Origin of the sequence: Pseudooceanicola sediminis (assembly GCF_003575965.1) — a bacterium.
GTDB classification, from domain to species: Bacteria; Pseudomonadota; Alphaproteobacteria; order Rhodobacterales; family Rhodobacteraceae; genus Pseudooceanicola; species Pseudooceanicola sediminis.
In genome coordinates, this window is record NZ_QWJJ01000009.1 from 64,521 (window position 1) to 88,691 (window position 24,171).

The 24,171-nt window shown below is 64.6% G+C and carries 22 protein-coding genes; 13 read left to right on the forward strand and 9 right to left on the reverse strand.

The annotated features are described in order from the left end of the window. Positions 1-65 precede the first annotated feature (65 nt). The 6 genes from DL237_RS11465 to kdsA all read left to right on the forward strand — a co-directional run bounded on the left by DL237_RS11465 (position 66) and on the right by kdsA (position 7,268). Positions 66-818, forward strand: coding sequence for a hypothetical protein (locus DL237_RS11465; protein ID WP_119399210.1), 753 nt, complete (start codon positions 66-68; stop codon positions 816-818). Continuing rightward, a complete protein-coding gene (locus DL237_RS11470; RefSeq protein ID WP_119399211.1) occupies positions 815-3,088 on the forward strand; it encodes a hypothetical protein in 2,274 nt (757 codons plus the stop codon). Before DL237_RS11465 ends, DL237_RS11470 begins: the two co-directional genes overlap by 4 nt. Before the next feature lie 41 nt (positions 3,089-3,129). Then, positions 3,130-4,104: an AAA family ATPase gene (locus DL237_RS11475; RefSeq protein WP_119399212.1), complete on the forward strand. Its 975-nt coding sequence runs from the start codon at positions 3,130-3,132 to the stop codon at positions 4,102-4,104. Positions 4,105-4,604: 500 nt separating this feature from the next. Then, a complete protein-coding gene (locus DL237_RS11480; protein ID WP_119399213.1) occupies positions 4,605-5,606 on the forward strand; it encodes a KpsF/GutQ family sugar-phosphate isomerase in 1,002 nt (333 codons plus the stop codon). A 28-nt stretch (positions 5,607-5,634) separates the two neighbouring features. After that, positions 5,635-6,432, forward strand: a complete 798-nt coding sequence (locus DL237_RS11485; RefSeq protein ID WP_119399324.1) for a 3-deoxy-manno-octulosonate cytidylyltransferase — start codon at positions 5,635-5,637, stop codon at positions 6,430-6,432. Continuing rightward, entirely contained in the window at positions 6,429-7,268 is an 840-nt protein-coding gene (kdsA, locus tag DL237_RS11490) for a 3-deoxy-8-phosphooctulonate synthase (protein ID WP_119399214.1), read from the forward strand. Before DL237_RS11485 ends, kdsA begins: the two co-directional genes overlap by 4 nt. A gap of 359 nt (positions 7,269-7,627) precedes the next feature. Here the strand turns inward: kdsA and DL237_RS11495 are convergent, their stop codons facing one another. Both DL237_RS11495 and DL237_RS11500 read right to left on the reverse strand, forming a co-directional pair. Further along, positions 7,628-8,290 (reverse strand): ABC transporter ATP-binding protein, encoded by a 663-nt coding sequence (locus DL237_RS11495; RefSeq protein ID WP_119399215.1) that lies wholly within the window; start codon positions 8,288-8,290, stop codon positions 7,628-7,630. An 11-nt stretch (positions 8,291-8,301) separates the two neighbouring features. Continuing rightward, entirely contained in the window at positions 8,302-9,570 is a 1,269-nt protein-coding gene (locus DL237_RS11500) for a capsule biosynthesis protein (protein WP_233544966.1), read from the reverse strand. Positions 9,571-9,710: 140 nt separating this feature from the next. Between DL237_RS11500 and DL237_RS11505 the strand changes: the two genes are divergently transcribed. After that, complete coding sequence (locus DL237_RS11505; RefSeq protein WP_407691906.1) at positions 9,711-10,520, forward strand: ABC transporter permease; 810 nt, start codon at positions 9,711-9,713, stop codon at positions 10,518-10,520. Between the two features lie 101 nt (positions 10,521-10,621). Here the strand turns inward: DL237_RS11505 and DL237_RS20865 are convergent, their stop codons facing one another. From DL237_RS20865 to rfbC, 5 genes are all read right to left on the reverse strand, one after another. Beyond that, positions 10,622-11,785, reverse strand: coding sequence for a DUF2793 domain-containing protein (locus tag DL237_RS20865; protein WP_233544967.1), 1,164 nt, complete (start codon positions 11,783-11,785; stop codon positions 10,622-10,624). Between the two features lie 123 nt (positions 11,786-11,908). Continuing rightward, positions 11,909-12,781, reverse strand: a complete 873-nt coding sequence (rfbA, locus tag DL237_RS11515) for a glucose-1-phosphate thymidylyltransferase RfbA (RefSeq protein ID WP_119399216.1) — start codon at positions 12,779-12,781, stop codon at positions 11,909-11,911. Then, positions 12,778-13,626, reverse strand: a complete 849-nt coding sequence (gene rfbD / locus DL237_RS11520) for a dTDP-4-dehydrorhamnose reductase (RefSeq protein WP_119399217.1) — start codon at positions 13,624-13,626, stop codon at positions 12,778-12,780. The genes rfbA and rfbD overlap by 4 nt, the downstream gene beginning before the upstream one ends. Then, complete coding sequence (rfbB, locus tag DL237_RS11525) at positions 13,623-14,660, reverse strand: dTDP-glucose 4,6-dehydratase (protein WP_119399218.1); 1,038 nt, start codon at positions 14,658-14,660, stop codon at positions 13,623-13,625. The genes rfbD and rfbB overlap by 4 nt, the downstream gene beginning before the upstream one ends. Further along, a complete protein-coding gene (gene rfbC / locus DL237_RS11530) occupies positions 14,657-15,220 on the reverse strand; it encodes a dTDP-4-dehydrorhamnose 3,5-epimerase (protein ID WP_119399219.1) in 564 nt (187 codons plus the stop codon). The genes rfbB and rfbC overlap by 4 nt, the downstream gene beginning before the upstream one ends. A gap of 662 nt (positions 15,221-15,882) precedes the next feature. Here rfbC and DL237_RS11535 point away from each other — a divergent pair. Beyond that, positions 15,883-16,443, forward strand: coding sequence for a L,D-transpeptidase (locus tag DL237_RS11535; RefSeq protein WP_119399220.1), 561 nt, complete (start codon positions 15,883-15,885; stop codon positions 16,441-16,443). A gap of 53 nt (positions 16,444-16,496) precedes the next feature. Here DL237_RS11535 and trxC read toward each other — a convergent pair whose 3' ends face one another. Beyond that, complete coding sequence (gene trxC, locus DL237_RS11540) at positions 16,497-16,928, reverse strand: thioredoxin TrxC (protein WP_119399221.1); 432 nt, start codon at positions 16,926-16,928, stop codon at positions 16,497-16,499. A 145-nt stretch (positions 16,929-17,073) separates the two neighbouring features. On the opposite strand from trxC, the gene DL237_RS11545 reads away from it, so the two are divergent. The 3 genes from DL237_RS11545 to DL237_RS11555 all read left to right on the forward strand — a co-directional run bounded on the left by DL237_RS11545 (position 17,074) and on the right by DL237_RS11555 (position 19,706). Then, complete coding sequence (locus DL237_RS11545) at positions 17,074-17,973, forward strand: alpha/beta fold hydrolase (protein WP_119399327.1); 900 nt, start codon at positions 17,074-17,076, stop codon at positions 17,971-17,973. A gap of 30 nt (positions 17,974-18,003) precedes the next feature. Further along, positions 18,004-19,221 (forward strand): geranylgeranyl reductase family protein, encoded by a 1,218-nt coding sequence (locus tag DL237_RS11550; RefSeq protein ID WP_119399222.1) that lies wholly within the window; start codon positions 18,004-18,006, stop codon positions 19,219-19,221. A 278-nt stretch (positions 19,222-19,499) separates the two neighbouring features. Next, positions 19,500-19,706: a cold-shock protein gene (locus tag DL237_RS11555; protein WP_119399223.1), complete on the forward strand. Its 207-nt coding sequence runs from the start codon at positions 19,500-19,502 to the stop codon at positions 19,704-19,706. 160 nt (positions 19,707-19,866) lie between these two features. Here the strand turns inward: DL237_RS11555 and DL237_RS11560 are convergent, their stop codons facing one another. Then, positions 19,867-20,565 (reverse strand): arylesterase, encoded by a 699-nt coding sequence (locus DL237_RS11560; protein ID WP_119399328.1) that lies wholly within the window; start codon positions 20,563-20,565, stop codon positions 19,867-19,869. 73 nt (positions 20,566-20,638) lie between these two features. Here DL237_RS11560 and DL237_RS11565 point away from each other — a divergent pair, with 73 nt between their 5' ends. Both DL237_RS11565 and DL237_RS11570 read left to right on the forward strand, forming a co-directional pair. Beyond that, positions 20,639-21,376 carry an ABC transporter ATP-binding protein gene (locus DL237_RS11565; RefSeq protein WP_119399329.1) on the forward strand — a complete coding sequence of 246 codons (738 nt, stop codon included), beginning with the start codon at positions 20,639-20,641 and terminating at the stop codon, positions 21,374-21,376. Continuing rightward, entirely contained in the window at positions 21,373-23,907 is a 2,535-nt protein-coding gene (locus DL237_RS11570; RefSeq protein ID WP_199672072.1) for an ABC transporter permease, read from the forward strand. The genes DL237_RS11565 and DL237_RS11570 overlap by 4 nt, the downstream gene beginning before the upstream one ends. Positions 23,908-24,171 lie beyond the last annotated feature (264 nt).

Consider the following 24,171-nt stretch of genomic DNA (forward strand, 5'->3'; position numbering starts at 1 on the left):
GCATGTCCTCTTGAAAAGAAACAAAAATGCACCCGGCGCAACGCTGTTCCGGGAACGGAGAAGTCATGTCTGCCGATCAGACTATTGATCATGACAGCTGGAACTATTCGCCGGCGAAGCTGCCCAGGCAGTCCAAGATCAAACTCGGGCGGATCCACGGAGTCCTGCCTTTCACCGGCGTTCGCAATCCCGGCTTCCGGAGCTCGAGCTCGCATCGGGTGTGGATGACCTACCGGACCGCGGCCAATGATCACCGGCCTGAGGTCGGCATCGCTGAAAGCGCGGCCGAGGCCGCCGTCGCCCACGAGCTGCTGCTCTCGCCTCTCCTCTATGATCTGCAATTCCAGCCGCTGAAGGTCTATCTGCGTCCTGGAGACCGCAAAGGTCCTAGCTATACGCATGACCTGCTTGCCACTTTCGTGGATGGACGGCGCACGCTCATCTTCGTTCGCAACTCCGACAGCCTGCGAAAGCCTCAGACGCGGCGCGATATCGAAGCGATCCAAGCGGCGACACCCTCGAGCGCTGCAGATAGCATGAGCATCGTCGATGCTGGTCGCTACTCGCGGCAGCGACGGGAGAACCTGTTCCGGCTGCATGAGGCCATCCAGACACCCGATCCTGAAATCGACGACATCGTGTTCTGGACCGCCCGCAATCATCGCGCGCTCTGGCTGATGCGTGATCTTTTCCCGCTGCTCGATTTGCCGCAGAAGACGGTCTTCAAATCTTGCCATCGCCTGATCGCACGCGGCGCCTTGACCGCAAACCTTGACCATGTGGTCGCGGAATGGTCGCGCATCGAGGTTGCGTCATGACGATCGCGCCTCGCTACAACTTCGAAGCCGGAACCGAAATCGTAGTCCAGGGGCGCGACCTCCTGCTCCGCAAGGTCGGTTCGCAAGGCTATGAGCTGGCGGACCCGATGGGCGGCCAGATGAGTATCCTCGGGTTCTCGTCCTTCGTCGAATTGATGAAATCCGGCGCCGTGACTTTCGCCCCTTCGCAACTGTTGCCGGAGGGAAGTGCCAAGCTCAGGCTGGGTGGGCTGAGCGTCGCGGCTCAACTCTCCGATGAGCAACAGACATATGGCCGCTTCCACTACGCGATATGCAGGGCGATCGACGAGCTCCATCGGCACCGGACCATTGTCGAGGGCGATGAGGACTTCCGGATTTCGATCGGCACCTTGAACGACCCCGCGAACAGGAAGTTCCTGCGTCCGCTCGTCGAAGCCTTTTTTGGCGACCGCGTGCATCTGGGTGCAGCCACCTTGAAGGGCGGCCGGCAGAAGAGCTGGTTTCTCTACAAAGGGCGGACGCTGAAGAAATACTACGGGATCTATCAGGGTCTCCAGGACGGTGATGATGTCATCGCTGGGCTGGCAACACTTGACCACCTCAAAGGCAACGAGACAACGCGTCTGCCCTTGCGTCTGAAAGAACTCATGACAGAGGCGTGGGAGGAGATCGGCCTGGATCTCAAGGGACCGTCGGTGGCGAACGTGCATGGCTACCTTGCAGCGCTGATCAACAGGGAAAACCGGCAGCGGGCGCTCAACGACCTCCCCGCGCTCCCGGTCCCATCCCATCAATCCGTTCTTCGTCACCGCAAGGAGCTGCTCACGCCGACCGAATACATGGTCGCGACGAAGGGCGAGCGCCACGCGCGCAACAAGCGGGGCCGCGGCAGTACTGACGTGCGGGCGCTCATGATCGGCGAATTCTGCGAGATGGACGAATGTCGGGCGTCCCTGATTACCTCGGCCAAGGCCAAAGGCTATTGGCATACGCTGTCTGAAGATATGAAGAAGGCTATGGAATGGGCGGATGAGGAGATCCGCAGTCGCCTCAGCATCCTTGTCATGATCGATGTCGCAACACGCATGCCGCTGGCCTGGGTTGTCAGCGACCAGCCAAAAGCGGAAGCCACGATGCAGCTGCTGCGGATGGCAACGCGCGACAAGACCCGCGAGAGGCGCATCTACGGTTGCGAGGGCGAGGCTATGCCGGCCATGGGGCTCGGCATGGTGCGCAACGACAACGGTACCGGCCTGCGGAACGCCGAGGTCAAGTCCGCGCTCATGGGGATCGCATCGGCGAATACCGATGTTCGCACCTACGCGTCGGCAGACAAGCCGTATGCTGAACGGATGTTCGGTACCACGGAATCCGTCTTGTTCAAACTGCTTCACGGATACACGGGTCGCAAAGCAGGAGAGCTGCCCGGCTATGACGCCAAGGCATCGGGCGTGCTGGATATCGACCTCCTCTATGAGATCCTGGCCAAGTTCTTCATCGATGAATACCCGTCCCTGAAACACATGGGCGTCGGGATGGGAGGGCGCCGCCCTGCAGAGGTCTATCAAGAACTGAATGAGACCAGGGAGACATTTCGTCTTTTGGATGAAGATCTCCGTCGCGTCCACTTGGGCTGGCCATTCAAGTTGCAGCCCAACGATGAGGGTGTGCGGGTGCTTGAAGGCCTCTTCTATGCGTCAGACGAATTCCAGGCCGCCCGCGAACACCACCAGGGCAAGGTCACCGTTTATATCGATCCGGACGATCTGAGCTTTGCGACCGCAGTGATCCCGCGTGATCCAAAGACATACAAGCTTGCACTACAGACGACCGTCTTCGCCGATCTGACCGCATCCGAATTCCTAGAGCTGATGACGCAGTACCGGCGTGAAAACCCCGAGGTGACAACACTCTACGAAGACCGGATCGCAAAGGTTCGCCTCGAGAGGCATGATCAGCTCAAGAAAATCGGCGTCGAGCGGCGTTTGCCGAGGAGCTATGTCACTCAGGCCGAAACCTGCAAGAAGGCCAAGAGCCTGTTTGCCGCATCTCGGCCGGTCACCACGCACGTGCCGCTCGATACGGTCGCCCCAGGTACCCTGGCCACCGCGATCTCGGGCCCGGGGATCCTTCCTCTCGGCGGAGCAAGCCTCATCGATCACGAGCCTGCGGAGCCGACCTCTACGCCTGCAATACCAGCCAGGACATCGAAGCCCAAGGCGGAGAAACCGTCTTTGCCCCCCCCTGTCAGGCTCGGCCGCCCCGCCGAGACGGGCGAGCTCTCGTAACTACCGCCATCTCAACGACGTCCAGCAATTCAAGGATACCCATGAGTTTCATCGACCAGAACCGCGTCAACGCATCGGTTGCTCTGCAGCGTGGCCACTATACTTTCCCGCGCGCGGCAAAGCTCCGTGAAGCTTTCGAAAACTGCCTGCACGACTACTACGTCAAGGCCTCAATCGGCGGGCATTTCGAAGCACGCGGCTTGCTGGTGACTGGGGAATCGCGGGTCGGCAAGACCTTGGAGACCGTCCGGCTTGTGGAGAAATTCAACGCCAGCATGACGGAAATGCCCAACGGGAAGGTTGGCAAGATTATCTACTGCAAGCTGGATGGGTCGATCACTTGGAAGGATCTTGGTCACAAGACGCTCGAAGCTCTCGGTTACCCCGCGAACCCCCGGCGCACCCAGGGTGAACTCTGGAACATGGTTCGCCATCAATGCCGCGAACAGGGCGTCATCGGCCTCTACTATGACGAATGCCAACACGCCTTTACGTCGGGCGCAAAGTCCAACGAAAAGCTCCTCGACCGCTTCAAGGCGCTGATGAAGGAACCGGAATGGCCATTGATGCTCATTCTGTCAGGCGTCCCGGTTCTGGCCAGTCATGTGAACTCTGAAGAGCAGATCGCCCATCTCCTCTCCCACATTCATTTCGATGAGATCCACTTGGGCAGGTTCGCTGATCCGACAAGGGATCCGGACATGATCGAACTGAACAAGCTCGTCTACACCTATGCCGAACGCGCCGATATCGATGTCGAAGAGCTTGTTGACGTCGATTTTCTGCAGCGCCTCGATTTTGCCTGCGCTTCCAGGTGGGGCCTCGTCATCGAGCTGCTGATCCGCGCATTTGGCTTGTGCAGACTTCGCAGCCAGAAGAGCGCCACGGTCAAAATGTTCTCCGAGGCCTACGCCCAGAACTCCCGCTTGCCTCAGGGCCTGTGCCCCTTCACGGCCCCCGGTTATCGCGACATGATCGACGGCGACAAACTCATGGAGATGGTACTGGACGAATAGCGGCTGGCCAATACGGGTATGGACGTTTCAGGGCTCGCATTGCGGGCCCTTTTTTTGGCCGCCGCCCTGCATGCTTATGTGTCAACTGTGCATGCTTATGCCTTGCGGTGAAGAGCGCCCTACGGCAAGCGTCTGAAATACATAAGATATTTATGCGCGGCGCAGCCGCCGAATCAACTGGGTGTGCAAACTTATGGTGCATTGACACAGGTGCAAATGGCCGCAGGCCGGCGAGGCACACCCCGGATTCATGTTTCCAGGTAATCACAGCTGACACCCCACGCCGACCCTGACGCACGGGTCGGCGTGCGGGGTGTCCTGCGTGCAACGGGCGCCTGTCGCCCGACCGGTCGCGCTGTCGCGGCGGGTCCGGCGGGCCGGGCTGTTGGCCCGCGCGGGCCGCCCGCCTCTATAGCCATGCCCGAAACTTCATGATACCAGCGGGGTCTGAAAACGAAACGTCGCGCCGGGGCGTCCCGGCCCTATCGGAGGACTCTGATATGCCGGAGGTGGCAAAGCCCGGAAACACCCCCGCGACGCCCATCGGACTCTCGTCGCAAGTGCTTGATATTGCCCGCCGCGTGCTGCGCACGGAGGCCGAGGCCGTGGCCCATCTGGCCGATCACATGCCCGCCGATTTCACCGGCGCGGTGGCCCGCATCCTGGCGTCGAAAGGCCGCGTCATCGTCTCGGGGATGGGCAAGTCCGGCCATATCGGGCGCAAGATCGCGGCCACGCTGGCCTCGACCGGCACACCGGCGCAATTCGTGCACCCCGCCGAGGCCAGCCATGGCGATCTGGGCATGGTGACGCCCGCCGACATCTGCCTGCTGATCTCGAACTCCGGGGAAACCTCCGAACTGCGCGATCTGGTTTATCACAGCCAGCGGTTCTCGATCCCGATGATCGGGATTTCCTCACGGCCCGGCAGCACGCTGATGCAGGCCGCGGATTATCGCCTGACCCTGCCGAACCTGCCCGAGGCCTGTTCCATCGGCATGGCGCCGACCACATCGACCACCCTGACCCTGGCCATCGGCGATGCGCTGGCCGTGGCGCTGATGGAAGAACGGCATTTCCTGCCCGAGGATTTCCGCATCTATCACCCCGGCGGCAAACTGGGCGCGCAGATGGCCCGGGTCAGCGACCTGATGCACGGCGGCGACGACCTGCCGGTGCTGGACGCCGACAGCGGCATGAACGATGTGCTGCTGACCATGACCTCAAAGGGGTTCGGCATCGCCGGTCTGACGCAGGACGGCAAGCTGGTCGGCGTGATCACCGATGGCGACCTGCGCCGCAACATGGACGGGCTGATGCAGCGCAGCGCACGCGAGGTCGCGACACAGAACCCCCTGACCGCCCCGCCCGACATGCTGGCCCCCGAGGTGCTGGCCCTGCTGAACGCCCGCAAGCTGAACGTGCTGCTGGTGGTGGATGCGCAACAGCGCCCGCAAGGGGTGCTGCACATCCATGACCTGCTGCGCGCCGGCGTGATGTGACACCCTGCCCTTGCCCCAGGATATGCCCTTGAAAACCATCGTCTTCATCCCCGCCCGCTATGCCTCGACCCGCTATCCGGGCAAGCCGCTGGCCACGCTGGGCCTGCCCGACGGCAGCCGCAAATCCCTGATCCAGATGAGCTGGGAGGCCGCCAGCCGGATCAGGGGCGTCGATGCCGTCTATGTCGCCACCGATGACGACCGTATCGCCGGGGCCGCCCGTGATTTCGGCGCCGAGGTGGTGATGACGTCGCAGGAGTGCGCCAATGGCACCGAACGCTGCGCCGATGCCCTGGCGCGCAGCGGGCTGAGCGCCGACCTGGTGGTGAATTTCCAGGGCGATGCCCCGCTGACCCCGCCCTGGTTCGTCGAGGCCCTGATCGACGCAATGCAGGCTGATCCGTCGATCCCGATGGCCACGCCGGTGCTGCGCTGCGACCTGACGACCTACCAGAACTTTGTCGAGGATCGCCGCAATGGCCGTGTCGGGGGCACGACCGCCGTGTTCGGCACCACCGGGCGCGCCCTCTATTTCTCCAAGGAAGTCATCCCCTTCGTCGATCCGGCGAAACTGCCCGATCCGGTGCCCGTCTTTCACCACGTCGGTGTCTATGCCTACCGCCCCGACGCGCTGGCGTCCTATGTCGCCGCGCCGCAAACCCCGCTGGAACAGCTGGAAGGGCTGGAACAGCTGCGCTTTCTGGAAACCGGCACGCCCGTCCATTGCGTCGAAGTCGACGCCCGTGGCCGTGTCTTCTGGGAACTCAACAACCCAACCGATGTGCCCCGTATCGAAGCCGCGCTGAAAAGTCTGGATGCCCAATGAGCAAGATCGTCAAAGTCGCCGATATCGAGATCGGCAGCACCCACCCCTTCGCCCTGATCACCGGCCCCTGCCAGCTGGAAAGCCTGGATCACGCCCGCATGATGGCCGAACGCATCGCCGAGGCCTGCGCCCCCACCGGCACGCGCTTCATCTTCAAGGCCAGCTACGACAAGGCCAACCGGTCCTCGATCACCACCCAGCGTGGCATCGGCATGGACGAAGGGCTGAGCATCCTGTCCAAGATCCGCGATGAATTCGGCTGCCCCGTGCTGACCGATGTGCATGATGCCCGCCAATGCGCCCCCGCGGGCGAGGCCGTCGACGTCATACAGATCCCGGCGTTCCTGTGTCGCCAGACCGACCTGCTGCTGGCCGCGGGCGAAACCGGCGTCGCCATCAACGTCAAGAAGGGCCAGTTCCTCGCCCCCTGGGACATGAAGAACGTCGCGGAAAAGATCGCCTCGACCGGCAATGACCGGATCATGCTCTGCGATCGCGGCACCTCCTTCGGCTACAACACCCTCGTCAGCGATTTCCGTGGCCTGCCGATCATGGCGCAAACCGGCTACCCGATCGTCTTCGACGCCACCCACTCCGTCCAGCAACCGGGCGGGCAGGGCACGACCAGCGGCGGCCAGCGCGAATTCGCCCCCGTGCTGGCCCGCGCCGCCGTCGCCGTCGGCGTCTCGGCCCTGTTCATCGAAACCCACGAAGACCCCGACAATGCCCCCTCGGACGGCCCCAACATGATCCAGGTCGACCGCATGCAGGGCCTGATCGGGCAACTGCGTGCCTACGACGACCTGACCAAGCAGACCCTCGGCCTGATGTCCTGAGGCACGACACCATCGCCGCCTCCCCGATGTTTCCCTGTTGGAAATATCCCGGGGGGCGGCGGCGCAGCCGACGGGGGGCTGGCCCCCCCTTGCCTCTCCGCTACGTTTGCCCCGCGATGTCCCCCTCTCCTTGTTTCCCGCGTGAATCCCCGCCGCCCCCAACCGGACGTCGCCGGGCAAGCCCCCGGGCACTGCCCCCGCCTGACGGTCCGGGCCTGTCCCGCGCCCTCTGGCAACCGACCTCTGGCAACCGACCTCTGGCAACCGCCCGCTGGTAACCACCGGTGGCATCTGCCCGCGCGCATGACCCCCGGCATCCCCGGCGCACAGCGGTGCCGTCCCGCAGCCGGGCCCCGGGATCAGGCCGCCACGGCCATGTTCGCCTCATGCACGGCAATCGCCTCTTCCAGGTCCTCGTAAAGGTGCAGCTGGCCGGCCTCCAGGACGGCACCCATATCGCACAACTGGCGGATCTGCGGCATAGAATGGCTGACGACGATGGCGCCCGATTTCTGCATCCGGGCGCGAAACACCTCGGCGCTCTTGGCGCGAAAGGCTGCGTCTCCGACCGATGTCACCTCGTCCACCAGGTAGGTGTCGAACCCCATTCCCATCGAAACGCCGAACGCCAGCCGCGATCGCATCCCCGCCGAATAGGTGCCGCATGGCAGCCGGAAGTGTGGACCAAGCGCGGCAAACTCCTCGACGAAGCGAACCAGCGCATCCGTGTCCGCGCCATAGATCCGCGCCACGAAGCGGGTATTCTGCACCCCGGTCAGCTTTGGGTGGAACGATCCGGCAAACCCGACCGGCCAGGAAATCGACCCGCTCGACACCACGCGGCCCCGCGTCGGATCCTGGGTGCCCGCGATGATCCGCAGCAATGTCGATTTGCCCGCGCCATTGCGCCCCAGCAGCGCCACCGCCCGCCCGGTCGGAAAGGTCGCCGTGATCCGGTCGGCCACCACCTTGCGGGCACGTCCGGCGCGAAAGATCATCGACAGGTCATCCAGCTGAATCATTTCGCCCTCCCTTACCGGCGATCTTTTATCGCATAGCCGCCCAGCACCACGATCAGCCATCCGAGGCCGGCAAAGGCCCCCAGGTAGACCATCCAGATACCCCGTTCCGGAAAGCGCGAGGTTTCGGCCCCGGTCGGGCGGATATAGGGGGCCAGGTAGCGGCTCTTGCGGCGCGCCTCGGCCTGGGCGGCATCGAAGGACGCCAGTGCGGTGGTATAGCTTTGCTGGGCAAATTCCCGATCCACCACCAGCGCCTCGTATTGCCCGACAAGATTGGCCAGCACATCGCCCGTGCCCTGCGGCGCGCCCATGCCCAGCTTGGCGCGTTCCGCGGCGATGCGCCGTTCGATCATCACGATGCGACGCGTCGCCTGCTTGAGCCGCGGATCGCTGTCGCGCGCGGTCTCGCGCAGCATGTCGACGTCGATCAGCGCCTCGGCCAGCTGCGCCTGCAATTGCGCCAGCAGCCCCGCCTGGCTGGCGATGTCGGTGCCCGGATCGACCAGTTGATGCCGGTTGCGAAATGCCGTTACCGCGCGCCGCGCCTCTTTCAGGCGATCCCGCGCCAGCGCCAGTTCGGTTCTGGCCGTACGGATCGCATCGGCCTGGGCAATCGCGCTCAGCGTGTTGATCATGTCCGAGGCGCGGGTCAGCAGCGCCCCGGCAATCCGCGTTGCATCTTCGGGCTGAAAGGCCAGCACCCGCACCTCGATCAATCCGGTGCCGCCATCATAGCGGATGCGCACCATGCGCTGCCAATACTCCACCAGGTCCTCGATCGCGCCGGCAGGATCGAAGGCGAACACCGGGTCCGAGCCCGGCTGCCGCCAGTCGCTGCCCGCCCCGGCCCACAGGTGGCGCAGATCCAGCGCCGCATCCATGTCGGCCACCAATTCCTGGCTGTGCAGGTATTCATAGAGGATATCGGTGTCGCTGGAGCTTGAGCCGGACAGATCGGTGATACCGCCGAGAAGGGCGATGGCGGGGCTCTGTTCCTCCGTTCGAACGGAAAACCCGACGGTCGAGGCATATTGATCCGCCGCGCGCGCCCAGAGGTACCATGCGGCCAGCACAAGGGGCGCGACCACCAGCGCGGCAAAGCTGCCAAGCAGCAGCCAGTGTCGTCGTTTCAGCCGGCTGCGCGGCACCGGCGGGGCGACGCGCGCCGTCTGCGACGCCAGCGTGGCCGCGGGAAAAGGCGACGGCGACACGGCGGCGGAGGCGGCAGAGGCCCCCTCCTGCGATGTCCTGGTGGCCGCTGTCTGACGGATCGTCTGCATCCCGGATCCATTCGTGATTTGTTCACTCTTCCCCACGAAACTAGGGCCAAGATGATCACAAAAGGTGAACGGCGCTGCGCAAAATGCCAGCGGACAGGGGCAAGGCCGATGTTACACGCGACGCAGCCAACAGGGGGGCCATGATGCAGGCCATTGTCCCCCCGCGGACCGGCCCCGCCCGCGCCCGGCGGTTCGGGTCGCTGCGCACCATCGCCGCGCTGATGCTGCGCGAGATGGCGACCAGCTATGGCCGGTCGCCCGGCGGTTATCTGTGGGCGGTGCTGGAGCCTGTCGCGGGCATCGCATTGCTTTCGGCCGTGTTTTCGATGGGGTTCCGGGCCCCCTCGCTCGGTGTCAACTTTCCGTTGTTCTATGCCACGGGAATGCTGCCCTTCATGATGTTCAGCCACCTCGCCGCGAAAATCGCGCAGAGCATCGATTTCTCACGCCCGCTGATGGCTTATCCGGCGGTGACCTGGCTGGATGCGGTCCTGGCACGGTTCCTGCTGAACCTTGTCACGCAATTGATGGTCGGTCAGTTGATCCTGGCCGGGATCCTGGTGCTGTTTCGCACCCGCGCCATTCTGGATTTCGGGGATATCCTTGCCGCCTATGGGCTGGCGGCACTGCTGGGGCTGGGTGTCGGGACGCTGAACTGCCTGCTGACGGGGCTGTTCCCCCTCTGGGTTCATGCGTGGTCCATCCTGATGCGTCCGATGTTCCTGATCTCGACCATTTTCTTTACGTTCGAGAGCGTGCCCCAACCATGGCGTGACATGCTGTGGTACAACCCGCTGGTGCATGTCATCGGCCTGATGCGACGCGGATTTTATGGTGGGTATGATGCGGCATTTGCCAGCCCGGCCTACGTGGCGGGACTGGCAATGGCGTTACTGGCGGCGGGGATGTTTTTCCTGCGGCGTTTTCACCGCGTCATCCTGAACCGCTAGCGCAACGTCTGACAGGGGGCGACCGGCGGAGGACGATGGTGGTGCGCCATGGCGGTGGTCGGTGGGTGGCGGCGCTCAGGCGGGCCTGCGCTGCACCCGGATCAGAACCATCGCCCGATGCGCAGTTTGTCACCGTCGATGCTGGTCACCGTGCCGGAAAACGCTGCCGGATCCGTGGTGATCGCCGCATTGCCATTGGTGCAGATCTGCGTGCCATCGGCCCATCGGGTGTATTCGCCATTGGCGTTGGAGCCGCTTTCGATCACCGCGCCACTTGGGGTGCCGCCGGTTTGCGCCACCGGTCCGACAACGGAGGCCTGCGTGAACATTTCGACCCAGGGCTGCCAGCCTGCCGCGTAACCACGGCTCCAGACCCGCTGGCCGGTTTCGGCGACATAGATCTGGCGGGCCGTACCCGCACCGCCACGCAGCACCATCAGGCTGCCGCCGGAGGGATCGGCGACGGGCGTGTTGCTGCCAGCGGCGGTCAGGCTGTAGGTCCCCGCCGCAACGCAGAGATCGGCATCGTCCGAGGGCGCCGCCACGCCGCTTCCGCTATCGCCCAGACCAAAGGCCCCCACCCCCAGCAGGCGCCCAGCGGTATCGTCAAGCGCGCCCGATTGCACCGCCGCGCCGCTGGCGATGCCGCTTGCCCCGTCGAAGGCCAGCGCCGTGGTCCAGGCCGCGCCGTCACCCGACACCTTGATGGCAAAGGTATCGCTGCCCGCCAGGCCCATTTCGGCGCGTCCGCTCCAATTGCTCTGGTACAAGAGGCTTGCCGTTTCGCCGGTCGCAGCCTTGTTCAGCTTGAGCTGGTGGCCGGCCCCGGCGTGGGACAAAAGCGTTGCTGGAGCCGAAACGCTGAGCCGGTTGGTGCTGTCGGCAGTTGCATTGATACCCAGTTCCGACGTCTGAAAGGGCTGATCCCCAGCGTCTTGCCAGGCGCCGTCGCGCCAGGTGATGACGCGATCCTCGTCAAGCACATAGGCTTGCCAGCCCGGGTTGGGGGTGTGAAAGGCCCACATCCCCGCATCGCTGACCGCCACCGCACCATCACGCCCGGCCCAGTCGCCCGTGGCCCCGGGCGCGACGACATGACGGTCGCCTTCGGTGGGCGAGGCCGGGGGCGCGGTGCGGTCACGATCGGTTACCGCAAGCTGCACGATGGCATCCAGCACTGTCAGCGCCTCGTTATGGGTGACGTGCTTTTGCGCCTGCGCCGGTTGGATATAGGGCATCGACAGGATCGCGGAAGTGTCGGACATGAAAGCCTCTCCTGGGTCAGATCGTCTGACCGAAAAGCTATTCAGCGCCCCTTAACATGACCTCATCCCACCGTGACGGTGCCCCCCGGCGCCCAGCGTCATCGCGTTTCGCCGCTACTGCTGTCAGTCGACCAGCCAGCGCAGGTAGCTGCCATAGGCGTTCTTGCCGAACAGCTTGGCACGGTCGAGCAACTTGGCGTCGTCGATCCAGCCCTGCACATAGGCGACCTCATCCGGGCTGCCGATCTGCTGGCCCTGACGTTCAGACAGGGTGCGCACGAAATTGCCCGCGTCTAGCAGGCTGGAATGCGTTCCCGTGTCCAGCCAGGCATAACCGCGCCCCATCTGCTGCACGCTCAACGTGCCATCCTTGAGGTAGCTTTCCAGCAGGCTGACGATTTCCAGCTCGCCCCGGTCGGATTTCTGCACCATGCGGGCGCGTTCAGAGGCGGTGCCGTCGAGAAAGTACAGACCCGTCACCGCGTAGGAAGACGGCGGGTTGGTCGGTTTCTCGATGATGCGGCGCACCGTGCCATCCTCTGCGAAATCCACCACGCCATAGCGTTCGGGATCGGCCACGCGATAACCGAAGACGGTGCCGCCGGTGTCCTGCCGGCCCGCGGCCTGCAACAGGTCCGGCAGGCCATGACCGAAGAACAGGTTGTCGCCCAGCACCATCGCGCTTGGCGCGCCATCCAGGAAATCCTCGGCCAGCAGATAGGCCTGCGCCAGGCCTTCGGGTGCGGGCTGAACGATGAAGGTGAACTCAAGCCCCCACTGCGCCCCGTCCTTCAACAGTCTGCGGAACTGATCCTGGTCGTCCGGCGTGGTGATGATGGCAATTTCACGGATGCCGGCCAGCATCAGCACCGACAGCGGATAGTAGATCATCGGCTTGTCGTAGACCGGCAGCAGCTGTTTCGACACCCCCATGGTGATCGGATACAACCGCGTGCCAGACCCCCCGGCCAGAATGATCCCCTTACGTGCCGTCATGCCATAACTCCCAGTTCGGCCAATACCTTGGTCAGCCCGGCGCGCCAGTCTGGCGGCGCTATGCCGAAATCCTCGGTCAGTTTGCGGCAATCCAGCCGCGAATTCAGGGGGCGTGCGGCGGGGGTGGGATAATCCGACGATGGAATACCCGTCACCGCCACGTCCTGCCCCGATTGCACAAAGATCTCACGCGCGAAATCGGCCCAGCTGGCCGACGGCGCGCCGGAGTAGTGATACAGGCCGCCGGGATGGCCGCCCGCCATCGCGCGCCCCATGCTCAGCAATGCCTTGGCGATGTCGGCGGCCGGTGTCGGCCCGCCGATCTGATCGTCGACCACTGTCAGGGCCGAGCGTGTCTCGGCCAGCCGCAGCATCGTCTTGACGAAGTTCGCGCCATGCGACGAGAACACCCAGGAGGTACGCAGCACGGCCGTCTTGCCGCCCGCCTTGCGCACGGCCTTTTCGCCCGCCAGCTTGGTACGACCATAGACGTTGATCGGATTGACCTTTCCGGCCTCGGTGCGCGCGCGCTTGCCACCGCCGTCAAAGACATAGTCGGTCGACACGTGCAGGAACGGAATGCCCAGATCGGCGCAGGCCCGGGCCATTTCGCCCGGCGCATCGCCATTGATCCGCTGCGCCAGCGCCTCTTCGGATTCGGCGCGGTCGACGGCCGTGTAGGCTGCGGCGTTGATCACCAGCTCTCCGTCGAACTGCGCGATGGCCTCGGCGCAGGCGCCGGGCACGGACAGATCGGCCTGTTCACGCGACAGGGCGGTCACCTTGGCCTGGCGCTGCAATTCCTGCGCCACCTGCCCTGTTGACCCGAAAACGAGTATTCTCATGCGACACCAAGGCGTTTTCCAACGCCCTCCCGATTTTGCAAGGCCGTCCACCAGGCCTCGTTGTCGAGATACCACTGGATTGTGAAGGCCAATCCTTCGGCCAGCGTCACCGTGGGCTGCCAGCCCAACTCATCACGAATGCGCGTCGCGTCGATGGCATAGCGCAGGTCATGGCCGGGTCGGTCCGTGACATGGCGGATCTGATCGGCATAGGGTTTTGCAGCCGGGCGCAGATCATCCAGCAGGGTGCAGATCATCTGCACCAGGTCGATATTGCGCGCCTCGGCATTGCCACCGATGTTATAGCTGCGCCCGATCTCGCCCTTGGTGACAACCGTCAGCAATGCGCGGGCGTGATCTTCGACGAACAGCCAGTCGCGCACGTTCAGACCGGCACCGTAGATCGGAATATCCTTGCCCGCCAACGCGTTCAGGATAACCACCGGGATCAGCTTTTCAGGAAAGTGGAACGGCCCGTAGTTGTTGGAACAGTTCGACAGCACCACCGGCAGGCCGTAGGTTTCGTGCCAGGCGCGCACCAGGTGATCCGACGCCGCCTTGCTGGCCGAATAGGGGCTGTTGGGGGCATAGGGCGTTTCTTCGGTGAACATGCCGGTGTCGCCCAGCGTGCCAAACACCTCGTCGGTGGAAATGTGGTGAAAGCGGAAGCCGGCAGGCCGCCCGCGGCCATCCCAATAGGCCCGCGCGGCCTCCAGCAACGTGTAGGTCCCGGTGACATTGGTGTCGATAAAGCTGCCCGGTCCATCGATCGACCGGTCTACGTGGCTTTCGGCGGCCAGATGCATCACGGCGTCGGGCTGATGCGCATCAAAGACGCGCTTCAACGCGGCGGCATCACGAATATCGGCCTGCTCGAACGCATAGCCAGGGTTATCCGCAACCGAAGCGACGTTATCGAGGCAGGCCGCATAGGTCAGCGCGTCGAGGTTGACCACCTCGTGACCGTCGGCAATTGCCAGGCGTACGACCGCGGACCCGATAAAGCCCGCCCCCCCAGTGACCAGCAGTTTCATTGCGCATTCTCCATCGTGAAGGGGCTTTCGACGTCGGCCCAACCAGGGGCCTTGGCATCCTTGTCGGACAGCACCGGGGCGCTGACGCCCCAGTCGATGCCCAGGTCGGGGTCGTCCCACCGCACCGCGCCGTCGCAGTCCGCAGCGTAGTAATCGGTACACTTGTAGATAATTTCCGTGCCAGCCTCGCGCGTGACAAAGCCGTGCAGGAAACCCGGCGGAATCCACAGTTGCTTGCCGTTCTCATAGCTCAGCTCGACCCCGACCCATTTGCCGAAAGTCTCCGAATCGCGACGAAAATCCACGGCCACGTCATACAGGCTGCCGCGACCGCAACGCACCAGCTTGCCCTGCGCATGGGGCGGCGACTGGTAATGCAGCCCCCGCAACGTGCCTGCCTTTTCCGAAAACGAATGGTTGTCCTGCACAAAGGCGATATCCAGCCCGGCGCCGGCCATGCGCTGCGCATTCCAGCTCTCGCTGAAAAAACCGCGGTCATCACCAAACCGGCGCGGCGTCAGGATGAATACTTCTGGTAGCGATGTGGCCGAAACGTCCATGCCATCTCCGTTAAATTTCGTGTGCCGGGGTGCGACCTTTGATTTCATTTGCCGATTCTAGGACCTGCGAAGAGGCAAAACAACTACCAGCCCCAAACCAACAAGACATGAAACAAATGCGAAAAACTGCATTCAGCCAATCTGCCGGCCCGGATCGGCACTTGCGCCGCCAGTATCGCAGTCAGGCGCAGACAGCAATCTGACGCGCATTAGCACAGGCTGGCAGCGGCGGGAAATCACGCATGGGGATGGCATGTCGCCAACTGTGCCTTTCTGGCGACAGTCCGTGCTATGCGCGCGCATGTCGCTGGAACCCATGGCGATGGCGAAGTGTTTATTTACCCAGACAGCGGCAGGATGGGACAGGCACTAGAATGGCATCGTCATTAGAATGGCACCGGCACGCTGCCGCAGGAATACCGCCCCCATGGCGGCACGTGCGGTGAGGACCGATCACAGGGATCGCGTCTTGATACGCGCCCGACGCGACCTTGATGTGAAGGTCCCCTGGTGTGCAGGACAAGCCCTGCATCCCGCCGCCATGTAACCACCCTGTACAGGCCCGCCCTGTACAGCCCCATGAACCAGGCGCAGAATGTGCCTTGCCAGCGCAGAGGCAGCCTGAACAGCCTCGCCTGGCCCCGATCAACAGGAGTTACCCCATGCCCACACGTCGCGCCTTTCTTGCCAGCGGCATCGCCAGCGGTCTCGTGTCGGCCCTGCCCGTCATGGGGCAGGCCGCCCACGCCCCGTCCATGTTCGACCCGACGCCGGTTACCTTTTCGCCCGATTATGAGACCGGTCAGATCGTGATCCTGCCCCGCTCCTATTTCCTATACCACGTCACCGCACCGGGTCAGGCCATGCGGTATGGCATCGCCGTGGCGCGCGTCGGCCTTGGCTTTACCGGCACGGCCGTCATCGGGCGCAAGGTCGAATGGCCCAGCTGGCGCCCGACACCCGAGATGATTGAACGCGATGCGCCCTATGCCAAGTTCAAGGGCAACAATGACCGCATGCCCGGTGGGCCGAACAATCCGCTGGGGGCGCGGGCGCTGTATCTGTACCAGGACGGCAAGGACACCTACATCCGCATCCACGGCACGACGCATCCCGAATCCATCGGCCACAACGCATCAAGCGGCTGTTTCCGCATGGTGAACAAGAATGTCATCGCGCTGTACGACAAGGTCCCGACGGGCACACGCGTCACCGTTCTCTGACGACGTCCTGACGGCGCGGCCATACTGAAATGGGGGCTGGCGGCAGCTTGGCGTCAGATCCCCCTGACCCAAGCGACGATCTCGGGGCTGCGCTGCGCGCCGGACTGCCGCTTGCGCTCGCGGCCGCCGGAAAAGCCGATCATCGTCGGAATACCGCGAATGCCATAGGCCTGGCTGGCCCTGGGGTGCTCCTCGGTGTTGATCTTGACCAGGCGGACACGGCCACGGACCTCTCCTGCCGCGCGGGAAAACTCGGGTGCCATCATCTTGCATGGGCCGCACCAGGGGGCCCAGAAATCGACCACCAGCGGAACGTCATCCGTCCTTGCCGCTTTTTGCAGCGTGGCAAAGTCGATCTCGGTCGCCTTTCCGCTCATCAGAGGCGCGCCGCAGGTGCCGCATTTGGGCGCATTGTCCAACCGGTCCTCGGGCACGCGATTGACCTGCGCACATTCCAGACATGTCAGTTTCTTGCCGTCCGCCATTGCCGCTCTCCTGTCGCGTTGCGCCTTGGCGGTGATATAGGCATCCCGCCCGCCGGTGCAAAGGCCACTGGTCAAGGACCGCCGCGCCGCTAAGTTGCCCCGAACAGGCCCGCGCGGCAAACCCAACTCCCGGATTCAGATGCCCTTGATCAGACTTATTGCCGCCCTGCTGCTGGCCCTTGCCCCCGCCGCCTGCACCACCTTGCCCGGACCGGACAGAGCCGGCACCTTTCCCCTGGTCGAGACGGCGAATTTCAAACCCGGTATCAAGCGTGTCATCGTCCTGATCCCCGGGGCCTTCGCCTCGGTCGGGATCTTTCAGCAGGTGCTGAACTGGCAGGTGCCCGACAGCGCCATCGTCGCCTACCGCTTTCCCGGCCTCGATGGGCTGCCGGTGGATCACCGGGTCGATATCAGGGGATCGGCAAAGATCATCGCGGACTACGTCAACACCGCCCACCCCGAGGAAGTCTACATGATCGGCTTTTCCACCGGCGGCCCCATCGCCCTGGAAACCGCCGACCAGCTGGAGGCGCCCGATGTCTCGATGGCGCTGATCTCTTCTGCCGGGCCGATGCCCTCGGCCATGCTGGCCTCGGCGCGCAGTTCGCTCGACGTGATCCGCGCCATGACCCGCGCCCATTCCACCGCCCCCCAGGACGCCTGGACGGAAAACTACCGGACCCTCCTGTATGGCCGCGATCACTACTCCGACCCGGTCGAGGCGCAGGAAAGCGCGGTCGAGGCCGAGGCCCAGCGGCCCAACATGAAAACGCCCAAGTTCCGCATGACCATGGCCCACACGGCCAGCCTGCTGTTGTGGACACCGGACCACGCGCTGGACTTGGCGGACGACCGGATCGGGTTTTTCCATGGCGCCGAGGACCCGGTGTTCCCGATCCGCGCACAACGCCGGTTTGCCCGCCACGTTCAGGCCGACAAATTCTTTACCTACCCCCAGCAGGGGCACCTGCTATACATGACCTCAGAACGCCTTTTTGACGACATCCGACATTTTTTCGAGCTGGACGTGCGCGCCGACTAAGCGCCCGCCCGACGGGAGCTTACCATTCAGATGACTGCTTTTGACGTGATCGTTATCGGTGCCGGGCCTGCCGGGGCCGCCGCCGCCTTTACCGCCGCCCGCGGGGGCCTGTCTGTTGCCCTGATCGACAAGGCGCGCTTTCCCCGTGAAAAGCTGTGCGGCGGCGGTCTCACCGGGCGCAGCTACAGCTATTTTGCGCAGATCTACGGCACACCGGTGCCCGCCGCGCTGATCGAAACCAAGACCGCTGTCACCTTTCATGCCTTCGGACAGGAACTGGCGCGGATCAACGACATGCCCGCGATGCACATGGCCATGCGCCGCAGCTTTGACGATGACATGTACCGGCGCGCCGTTGCTGGCGGAGCGGTCGATTTCACCGGCAGCCGCATTGCCGCGCTGGATGTCGATCAACCCTGCGTCACCCTGGGCGACGGCACGCGCCTGACTGCCCGCGTGCTGATCGGCGCCGATGGCGTGAACAGCCAGGTTGCGCGCGCGCTGTTCGGCGCCAGCCATGACAGAACCCGCGTCGGCTTCGGACTGGAGGTCGAGGCCCCCGCCGCCCCCGACAACCTGACCGCCCCGCTGCGCATTGATTTCGGCGCAGCCGAATGGGGCTATGGCTGGCATTTCCCGAAAAGTGGCAGCTCGACCATCGGTATCGGTGGCGTGCTGTCGCGCAACCCCGACCTGAAGACCGCAATGTCCGCCTATCTGGCGCAGCTGGGCCATGACCCGGCGATGCCCTGCAAGGGGCACTTTCTGCCGTTCGGTGATTTTCGCCGTCGTGCCGGGCGTCGGGCCGTGCTGCTGGCAGGCGACGCCGCAGGCCTGGTCGATCCGATCACCGGCGAGGGTATCGCCTATGCGATGAAAAGCGGCCAGCTAGCCGCGCAGGCCGCGATCGAGGCGCTTGCCGCCGGTCAGGCAGATCGTGCCCTGCATCTGTACCAGCAAAAGCTGCGGCCCATTCACAAGGCCCTGCGACAGGCCCGCCGGTTGCGCCAACTGATCTTTGCGCCGGTCTTTCAGGCCAGCTTCGTGCGGGCGTTTCGCGGCTCTGGCACCCTGCGCCACCTCTACCTGCGCCTGCTGGCGGGCGAAATCGAATATGATCAGGTTGCTCGTGCCACCCTTCGCCGCCTGCCCCGCGTGCTGGGACAGGTCGTGGCGCGGCGCCTGTCGCCGCTGTTGCGCCGCGAACGGCCCGAGCCCCGGAATGGAACACGGGACCGCCCGCACTGACGCCGCAGGCGGGCGCCCCTTCCTCGCCCCCACCTCGCCCTCCGACCGTCCCAGAAACTGACACCGTCCGGCCCGGCCCGGTCCGGACATATTCAGAAACTGAGGTGTCTGGCGGTTCAATGGTTAACACTTGCGCTGACGTGCATTCCCCCCCACAGTTTTGCTGCAAGGTTACAGTGCTGCGTCATGGTCATATTCAGTCCAAAGCGCTTGCACTCTCAGGGGCTGCGCCGTGCTGTCGCAATTTCGTGGACAGTATCTCTGCGTAAGGACGCCAAATGACCACCGGCATCGTGAAATGGTACAATACGGAAAAGGGGTACGGGTTCATTGCACCCGAAGGCGGGGCCAAGGATATCTTCGTTCATGCCGCCGCGCTTGAAAGATCGGGCCTGACGGCCCTCGTCGACAATCAGCGCGTCACCTTTGAAATCAAGGAAGGCCGCGACGGTCGCGAATCCGCGATGAACCTTCAGGTCGTATAGACCGGCCACCGCACACCTTCTCTCCCTGCGCCCCTCTCCGTGGGCGCATGTTCCTTCCTCTTTGCACACGCGGGCCTCTTTGCACACGCGAGACGCCACGCCCCGAAGCGGCCTGTTCAGTTGTGCCTGATCAGGCCTTGTGCTGTTTCTGTCGCGCGGTTCAGGGTGCCTCCACACGGTCCAACAGCTCCAGCACGGCAGGCCCAAGCGTCGCCACGATCTTGCTGACCCCGTCACGGTTCGGGTGAATGCCGTCAGCCTGCAACAGGTTGCGCATCTGCACCGGGTCGTCGGACCCGCCGGTCAGCGGCGCGTAAAAGCTGGGGACGAAGACAGTGTCGTATCGCGCTGCCAGATCGGGATAAAGCGCGTCGAACTCCGCCTTGAAACCGGCCCCGAAATTCGCCGTCGCCTGCATCCCCACCAGCATCATCGGCAGTCCCTTTGCCTGCCCGGCGTCCAGGATACCGTCAAGGTTCGCCCCCGTGACCGCAGGGTCGGTGCCCCGCAACAGGTCATTGCCGCCCAGGATCACCATCATCGCATCGATATCCGGTGTCAGCGACCAATCGATCCGGGCCAGCCCCCCGGTCGTGGTATCCCCCGACACGCCGCCATTCACGATGTCGACCGCACCCGCGCCATGCGCGGCCAGCCAGCTTTGCAACTGCGGCACCAGACCATCGCCCTGTTCCAGCCCGTAGCCCTGCGTCAGGCTGTCACCGAACGCCAGCAGCGTCACCGCCGGCTGTTCGGCCGCCCCGGCCGCCGCCCCCCGTACCGTCTCCCGTGCCGTATCCTCCGCCCGCGCCGAGACCGCGACCGAAACCGGGATCACAGCCCCCACAATGGCTAACATTGTCGTCAACACCTTGCCCGCGCGCGCGAACCGCCCATATGCACAACAGCGCAGCACTCCCTGAAAGGCCGACATGACCCAGCCCATACTCCAGCTCAGCGGGGCCCGGCTGGCCCTTGATGGCAATGCCGGCCGCGTCGAAATCCTCCACGGAATAGATCTCAGCGTGGAAAAGGGCGAAACACTCGGTCTCATCGGGCCGTCGGGGTCTGGCAAATCGTCACTCCTCATGCTCATGGGCGGGCTGGAACGCGCCACCGCCGGACGGATCGAAGCCCTGGGCCAGGACCTGACCACGATGTCCGAAGACGCTCTGGCCCGCTTCCGCTCGAAACATATGGGGGTGGTGTTCCAATCCTTCCACCTTCTGCCGACAATGACGGCGCTTGAAAATGTCGCGACCCCGCTGGAACTTGCCGGTGCCACGGATGCGTTCGACCGTGCCCGCGCCGAACTCGACGCGGTCGGCCTCGCGCATCGCGCCGACCACTACCCGGCGCAAATGTCAGGCGGCGAACAACAGCGGGTTGCCCTGGCGCGCGCCTCGGCCCCCCGGCCGCAGATCCTGCTGGCCGACGAACCCACCGGCAATCTGGACGGCACCAATGGCCAGGCCATCATCGAGCTGCTGTTCTCCCTGCGCGACCGCCATGGCGCGACGCTCATCATGGTCACCCACGCCCCCGAACTCGCTGCGCAATGTTCCCGCGTGATCCGCCTGCGCGATGGCCACCTCGACACCCAGTCCCAGACCCCGCCCCAAACCACGCCCCAGACCCAGACCCAGACCCAGACAGAGGCCGCACAGTGAACAACGGCCTTGCCCGCGATTTCCGCCTGGCGCTGCGTTTTGCCGCCCGCGAATTGCGCGGCGGGCTGTCGGGCTTTCGCATCCTGATTGCCTGCCTCGCCCTGGGTGTCGCCGCCATTGCCGGCGTCAACTCCGTCCGCTCCGCCATCGACGCCGGGCTGGCCCGCGAAGGCGCAGCCATGCTGGGCGGGGATGCCGAAATCTCGCTGACCTACCGATTTGCCACGGCAGCGGAACGCGCCTGGATAGACGCCCGCGCCAGCGCCAGTTCCGAGGTTGCCGAGTTCCGCTCGATGGCCGCGCTCGGGGATGATCGGACGCTGACGCAGGTCAAGGCGGTCGATGAGGCCTACCCGCTGAAAGGCGCGCTGACCCTTACCCCCGACATGCCCCTGTCCCAGGCGCTCGGCGGCGACGGCAGCCACCCCGGCGCCGTCATGGACGCGACCCTGATAGACCGCCTGGACCTGTCGCCGGGACAGACCTTCCAGCTCGGCGGCGTCGATTTTACCCTTATGGCGGCGATTTCACACGAACCTGATGCCAATGCCTCGGGCTTTTCGCTGGGGCCGCGCACGATCGTCCAGCGCAGCGCGCTCGACGGCACGCCTCTGCTGTCGCCCGGCACCCTGTTCGACAGCCGCTATCGCATGACCCTGCCCCCCGGCACGGACCTTGCCGCGCTCGAAGCCGGGGCGCAGGCCCAATTCGCCGACAGCGGCATACGCTGGCGCGACGCGCGCAACGGCGCCCCCGGCATCGCAACCTTCGTTGACCGGCTCGCCGCGTTCCTGACGCTGGTCGGCCTGTCCGGGCTGGCGGTGGGGGGCGTCGGCGTGTCCTCGGCTGTGCGCGCCTACCTGGCGGGCAAGACGGCCGTCATTGCCACCCTGCGCACGCTTGGGGCAACGCGCCGTATCATCTTCCTGACCTACTTCAGCCAGATCGGGGCGCTGGCGACGATCGGCGTGGGGATCGGACTGGTGATGGGCGCGCTCATCCCGCTGCTGCTGGCCCCGGTGATCCAGGCCCAACTGCCGATCCCGGCAGTGTTCACGGTGTTTCCCGCGGCGCTTGCACAGGCCGCGCTCTACGGGGTGCTGACCGCGCTGGTGTTCACCCTATGGCCGCTGGCACGCGCAGACCAGATCCGCGCGGCGGCGCTGTTTCGGGATGACTACTCCGCCACCCGCGTCTTGCCGCCGCTGCCGACCCTGCTGATCATCGCCGCTCTGCTGGTCGTTCTGGTCGGCTCTGCCGCCTGGCTTTCCGGGGCGGCGACACTCACGCTCTGGACCGCGGCGGGCATCCTCGCTGCGCTGATCCTGCTTGCCCTCTCGGCGCGCGCGATCCGCTGGTCGGCGGCGCGCCTGCGCCCCATCGTGCGCGGCCGCCCGGCGCTCCGATGGGCCATTGCCTCCATCTCGGGCCCGCGAAACGAGGCACTGCCAGTCGTGCTCTCCCTCGGTCTCGGCCTCACCGTGCTTGCCTCCGTCGGCCAGATCGATGGCAACATGCGCGCCGCGATCCAGCGTGACCTGCCCGACCGTGCCCCCTCCTATTTCGTGGTGGATATCCAGAACGACCAGATGCCCGCCTTTCTCGACCGGGTCGACGGCGATCCCGGCGTCAGCCGTACCGACCGCGCCCCGATGCTGCGCGGCGTGATCACGCAGATCAACGGCCAGCCGGCGAAAGAGGTCGCAGGCGATCACTGGGTGCTGCGCGGTGACCGGGGGATCTCCTATGCCGACAGCCTGCCCGCCGACACCACACTGACCAGCGGAACCTGGTGGGGCGCAGGCTATGGCGGCGATCCCCAGATCAGCTTTTCCGCCGACGCGGCCGAAGAAATGGGCCTGGAACTTGGCGACACGATGACGGTCAACATCCTCGGGCGGGATATCACCGCCACCATCACCTCGTTCCGCGACGTCGATTTCTCGACGGCCGGCATGGGCTTCGTCCTGGTGATGAACCAAAGCGCGCTGGAAGGTGCGCCGCATAGCTGGATTGCCTCGATCTATGCCGACCCACAGGCAGAGGGGCCGCTGATGCGCGACCTCGGACGGTCGTTCCCCAACATCACCTCGATCCGGGTCCGCGATGCGATCGACCGTGTGGCGGACCTGCTGCAGGGAATCGCGGCTGCAACGTCGTATGGCGCATTGGCAACGCTCCTGACCGGGTTCCTCGTCCTAATCGGCGCGGCCCTCTCGGGGGAACGGGCCAGGGTCTACGAAGCGGCGGTGCTGAAAACGCTCGGCGCATCGCGGGCCCGCATCCTGACAAGCCTCGCGCTGCGCTCGGCTCTGCTCGGCATCGGCGCCGGCCTCGTTGCCCTCCTGGCCGGAATAGCAGGCGGCTGGGCCGTCTGCCATTACGTGTTCGAGACCAGTTACGAAGTGATCTGGCCTTCCGCCATCGCCATCGTGCTGGGAGGTCTCATTGCCAACCTTCTGGCAGGGCTTGCCTTCGCGCTGCGCCCACTGGCCGCGCGCCCTGCCCGGGTGCTGCGTACCATGGATTGACGGCGGTTTGGGGGCTCTGCCCCCGACGCGCGTCCCGCGCGCCTCCCCCGGGATATTTCCAACAGGGAAACATGCAGAGTGCTCCCCCTGTCATCTGGCCGGAAATACCCCCGCCGGAGGCATCGGACCTTTTGTATCAGGACCAACGCGTCGTTTCGTCAGACACAGACTGTAACGGCGCGATTCACCGCCCGGATACCGACGCGCTACCGACGCCGAAAATGACCGGCAGAAGTGAAGCGGTGCCATCCCGAAGCGACACCC

What these genes read in the sequence shown, in the direction of transcription:
- DL237_RS11465 (WP_119399210.1), top strand. Translation starts at nt 66, where the DNA reads ATGTCTGCCGATCAGACTATTGATCATGACAGCTGGAACTATTCGCCG.
- DL237_RS11470 (WP_119399211.1), top strand. Translation starts at nt 815, where the DNA reads ATGACGATCGCGCCTCGCTACAACTTCGAAGCCGGAACCGAAATCGTA.
- DL237_RS11475 (WP_119399212.1), top strand. Translation starts at nt 3,130, where the DNA reads ATGAGTTTCATCGACCAGAACCGCGTCAACGCATCGGTTGCTCTGCAG.
- DL237_RS11480 (WP_119399213.1), top strand. Translation starts at nt 4,605, where the DNA reads ATGCCGGAGGTGGCAAAGCCCGGAAACACCCCCGCGACGCCCATCGGA.
- kdsA (WP_119399214.1), top strand. Translation starts at nt 6,429, where the DNA reads ATGAGCAAGATCGTCAAAGTCGCCGATATCGAGATCGGCAGCACCCAC.
- DL237_RS11495 (WP_119399215.1), bottom strand. Translation starts at nt 8,290, where the DNA reads ATGATTCAGCTGGATGACCTGTCGATGATCTTTCGCGCCGGACGTGCC.
- DL237_RS11500 (WP_233544966.1), bottom strand. Translation starts at nt 9,570, where the DNA reads ATGCAGACGATCCGTCAGACAGCGGCCACCAGGACATCGCAGGAGGGG.
- DL237_RS11505 (WP_407691906.1), top strand. Translation starts at nt 9,711, where the DNA reads ATGATGCAGGCCATTGTCCCCCCGCGGACCGGCCCCGCCCGCGCCCGG.
- DL237_RS20865 (WP_233544967.1), bottom strand. Translation starts at nt 11,785, where the DNA reads ATGTCCGACACTTCCGCGATCCTGTCGATGCCCTATATCCAACCGGCG.
- rfbA (WP_119399216.1), bottom strand. Translation starts at nt 12,781, where the DNA reads ATGACGGCACGTAAGGGGATCATTCTGGCCGGGGGGTCTGGCACGCGG.
- rfbD (WP_119399217.1), bottom strand. Translation starts at nt 13,626, where the DNA reads ATGAGAATACTCGTTTTCGGGTCAACAGGGCAGGTGGCGCAGGAATTG.
- rfbB (WP_119399218.1), bottom strand. Translation starts at nt 14,660, where the DNA reads ATGAAACTGCTGGTCACTGGGGGGGCGGGCTTTATCGGGTCCGCGGTC.
- rfbC (WP_119399219.1), bottom strand. Translation starts at nt 15,220, where the DNA reads ATGGACGTTTCGGCCACATCGCTACCAGAAGTATTCATCCTGACGCCG.
- DL237_RS11535 (WP_119399220.1), top strand. Translation starts at nt 15,883, where the DNA reads ATGCCCACACGTCGCGCCTTTCTTGCCAGCGGCATCGCCAGCGGTCTC.
- trxC (WP_119399221.1), bottom strand. Translation starts at nt 16,928, where the DNA reads ATGGCGGACGGCAAGAAACTGACATGTCTGGAATGTGCGCAGGTCAAT.
- DL237_RS11550 (WP_119399222.1), top strand. Translation starts at nt 18,004, where the DNA reads ATGACTGCTTTTGACGTGATCGTTATCGGTGCCGGGCCTGCCGGGGCC.
- DL237_RS11555 (WP_119399223.1), top strand. Translation starts at nt 19,500, where the DNA reads ATGACCACCGGCATCGTGAAATGGTACAATACGGAAAAGGGGTACGGG.
- DL237_RS11560 (WP_119399328.1), bottom strand. Translation starts at nt 20,565, where the DNA reads ATGTTAGCCATTGTGGGGGCTGTGATCCCGGTTTCGGTCGCGGTCTCG.
- DL237_RS11565 (WP_119399329.1), top strand. Translation starts at nt 20,639, where the DNA reads ATGACCCAGCCCATACTCCAGCTCAGCGGGGCCCGGCTGGCCCTTGAT.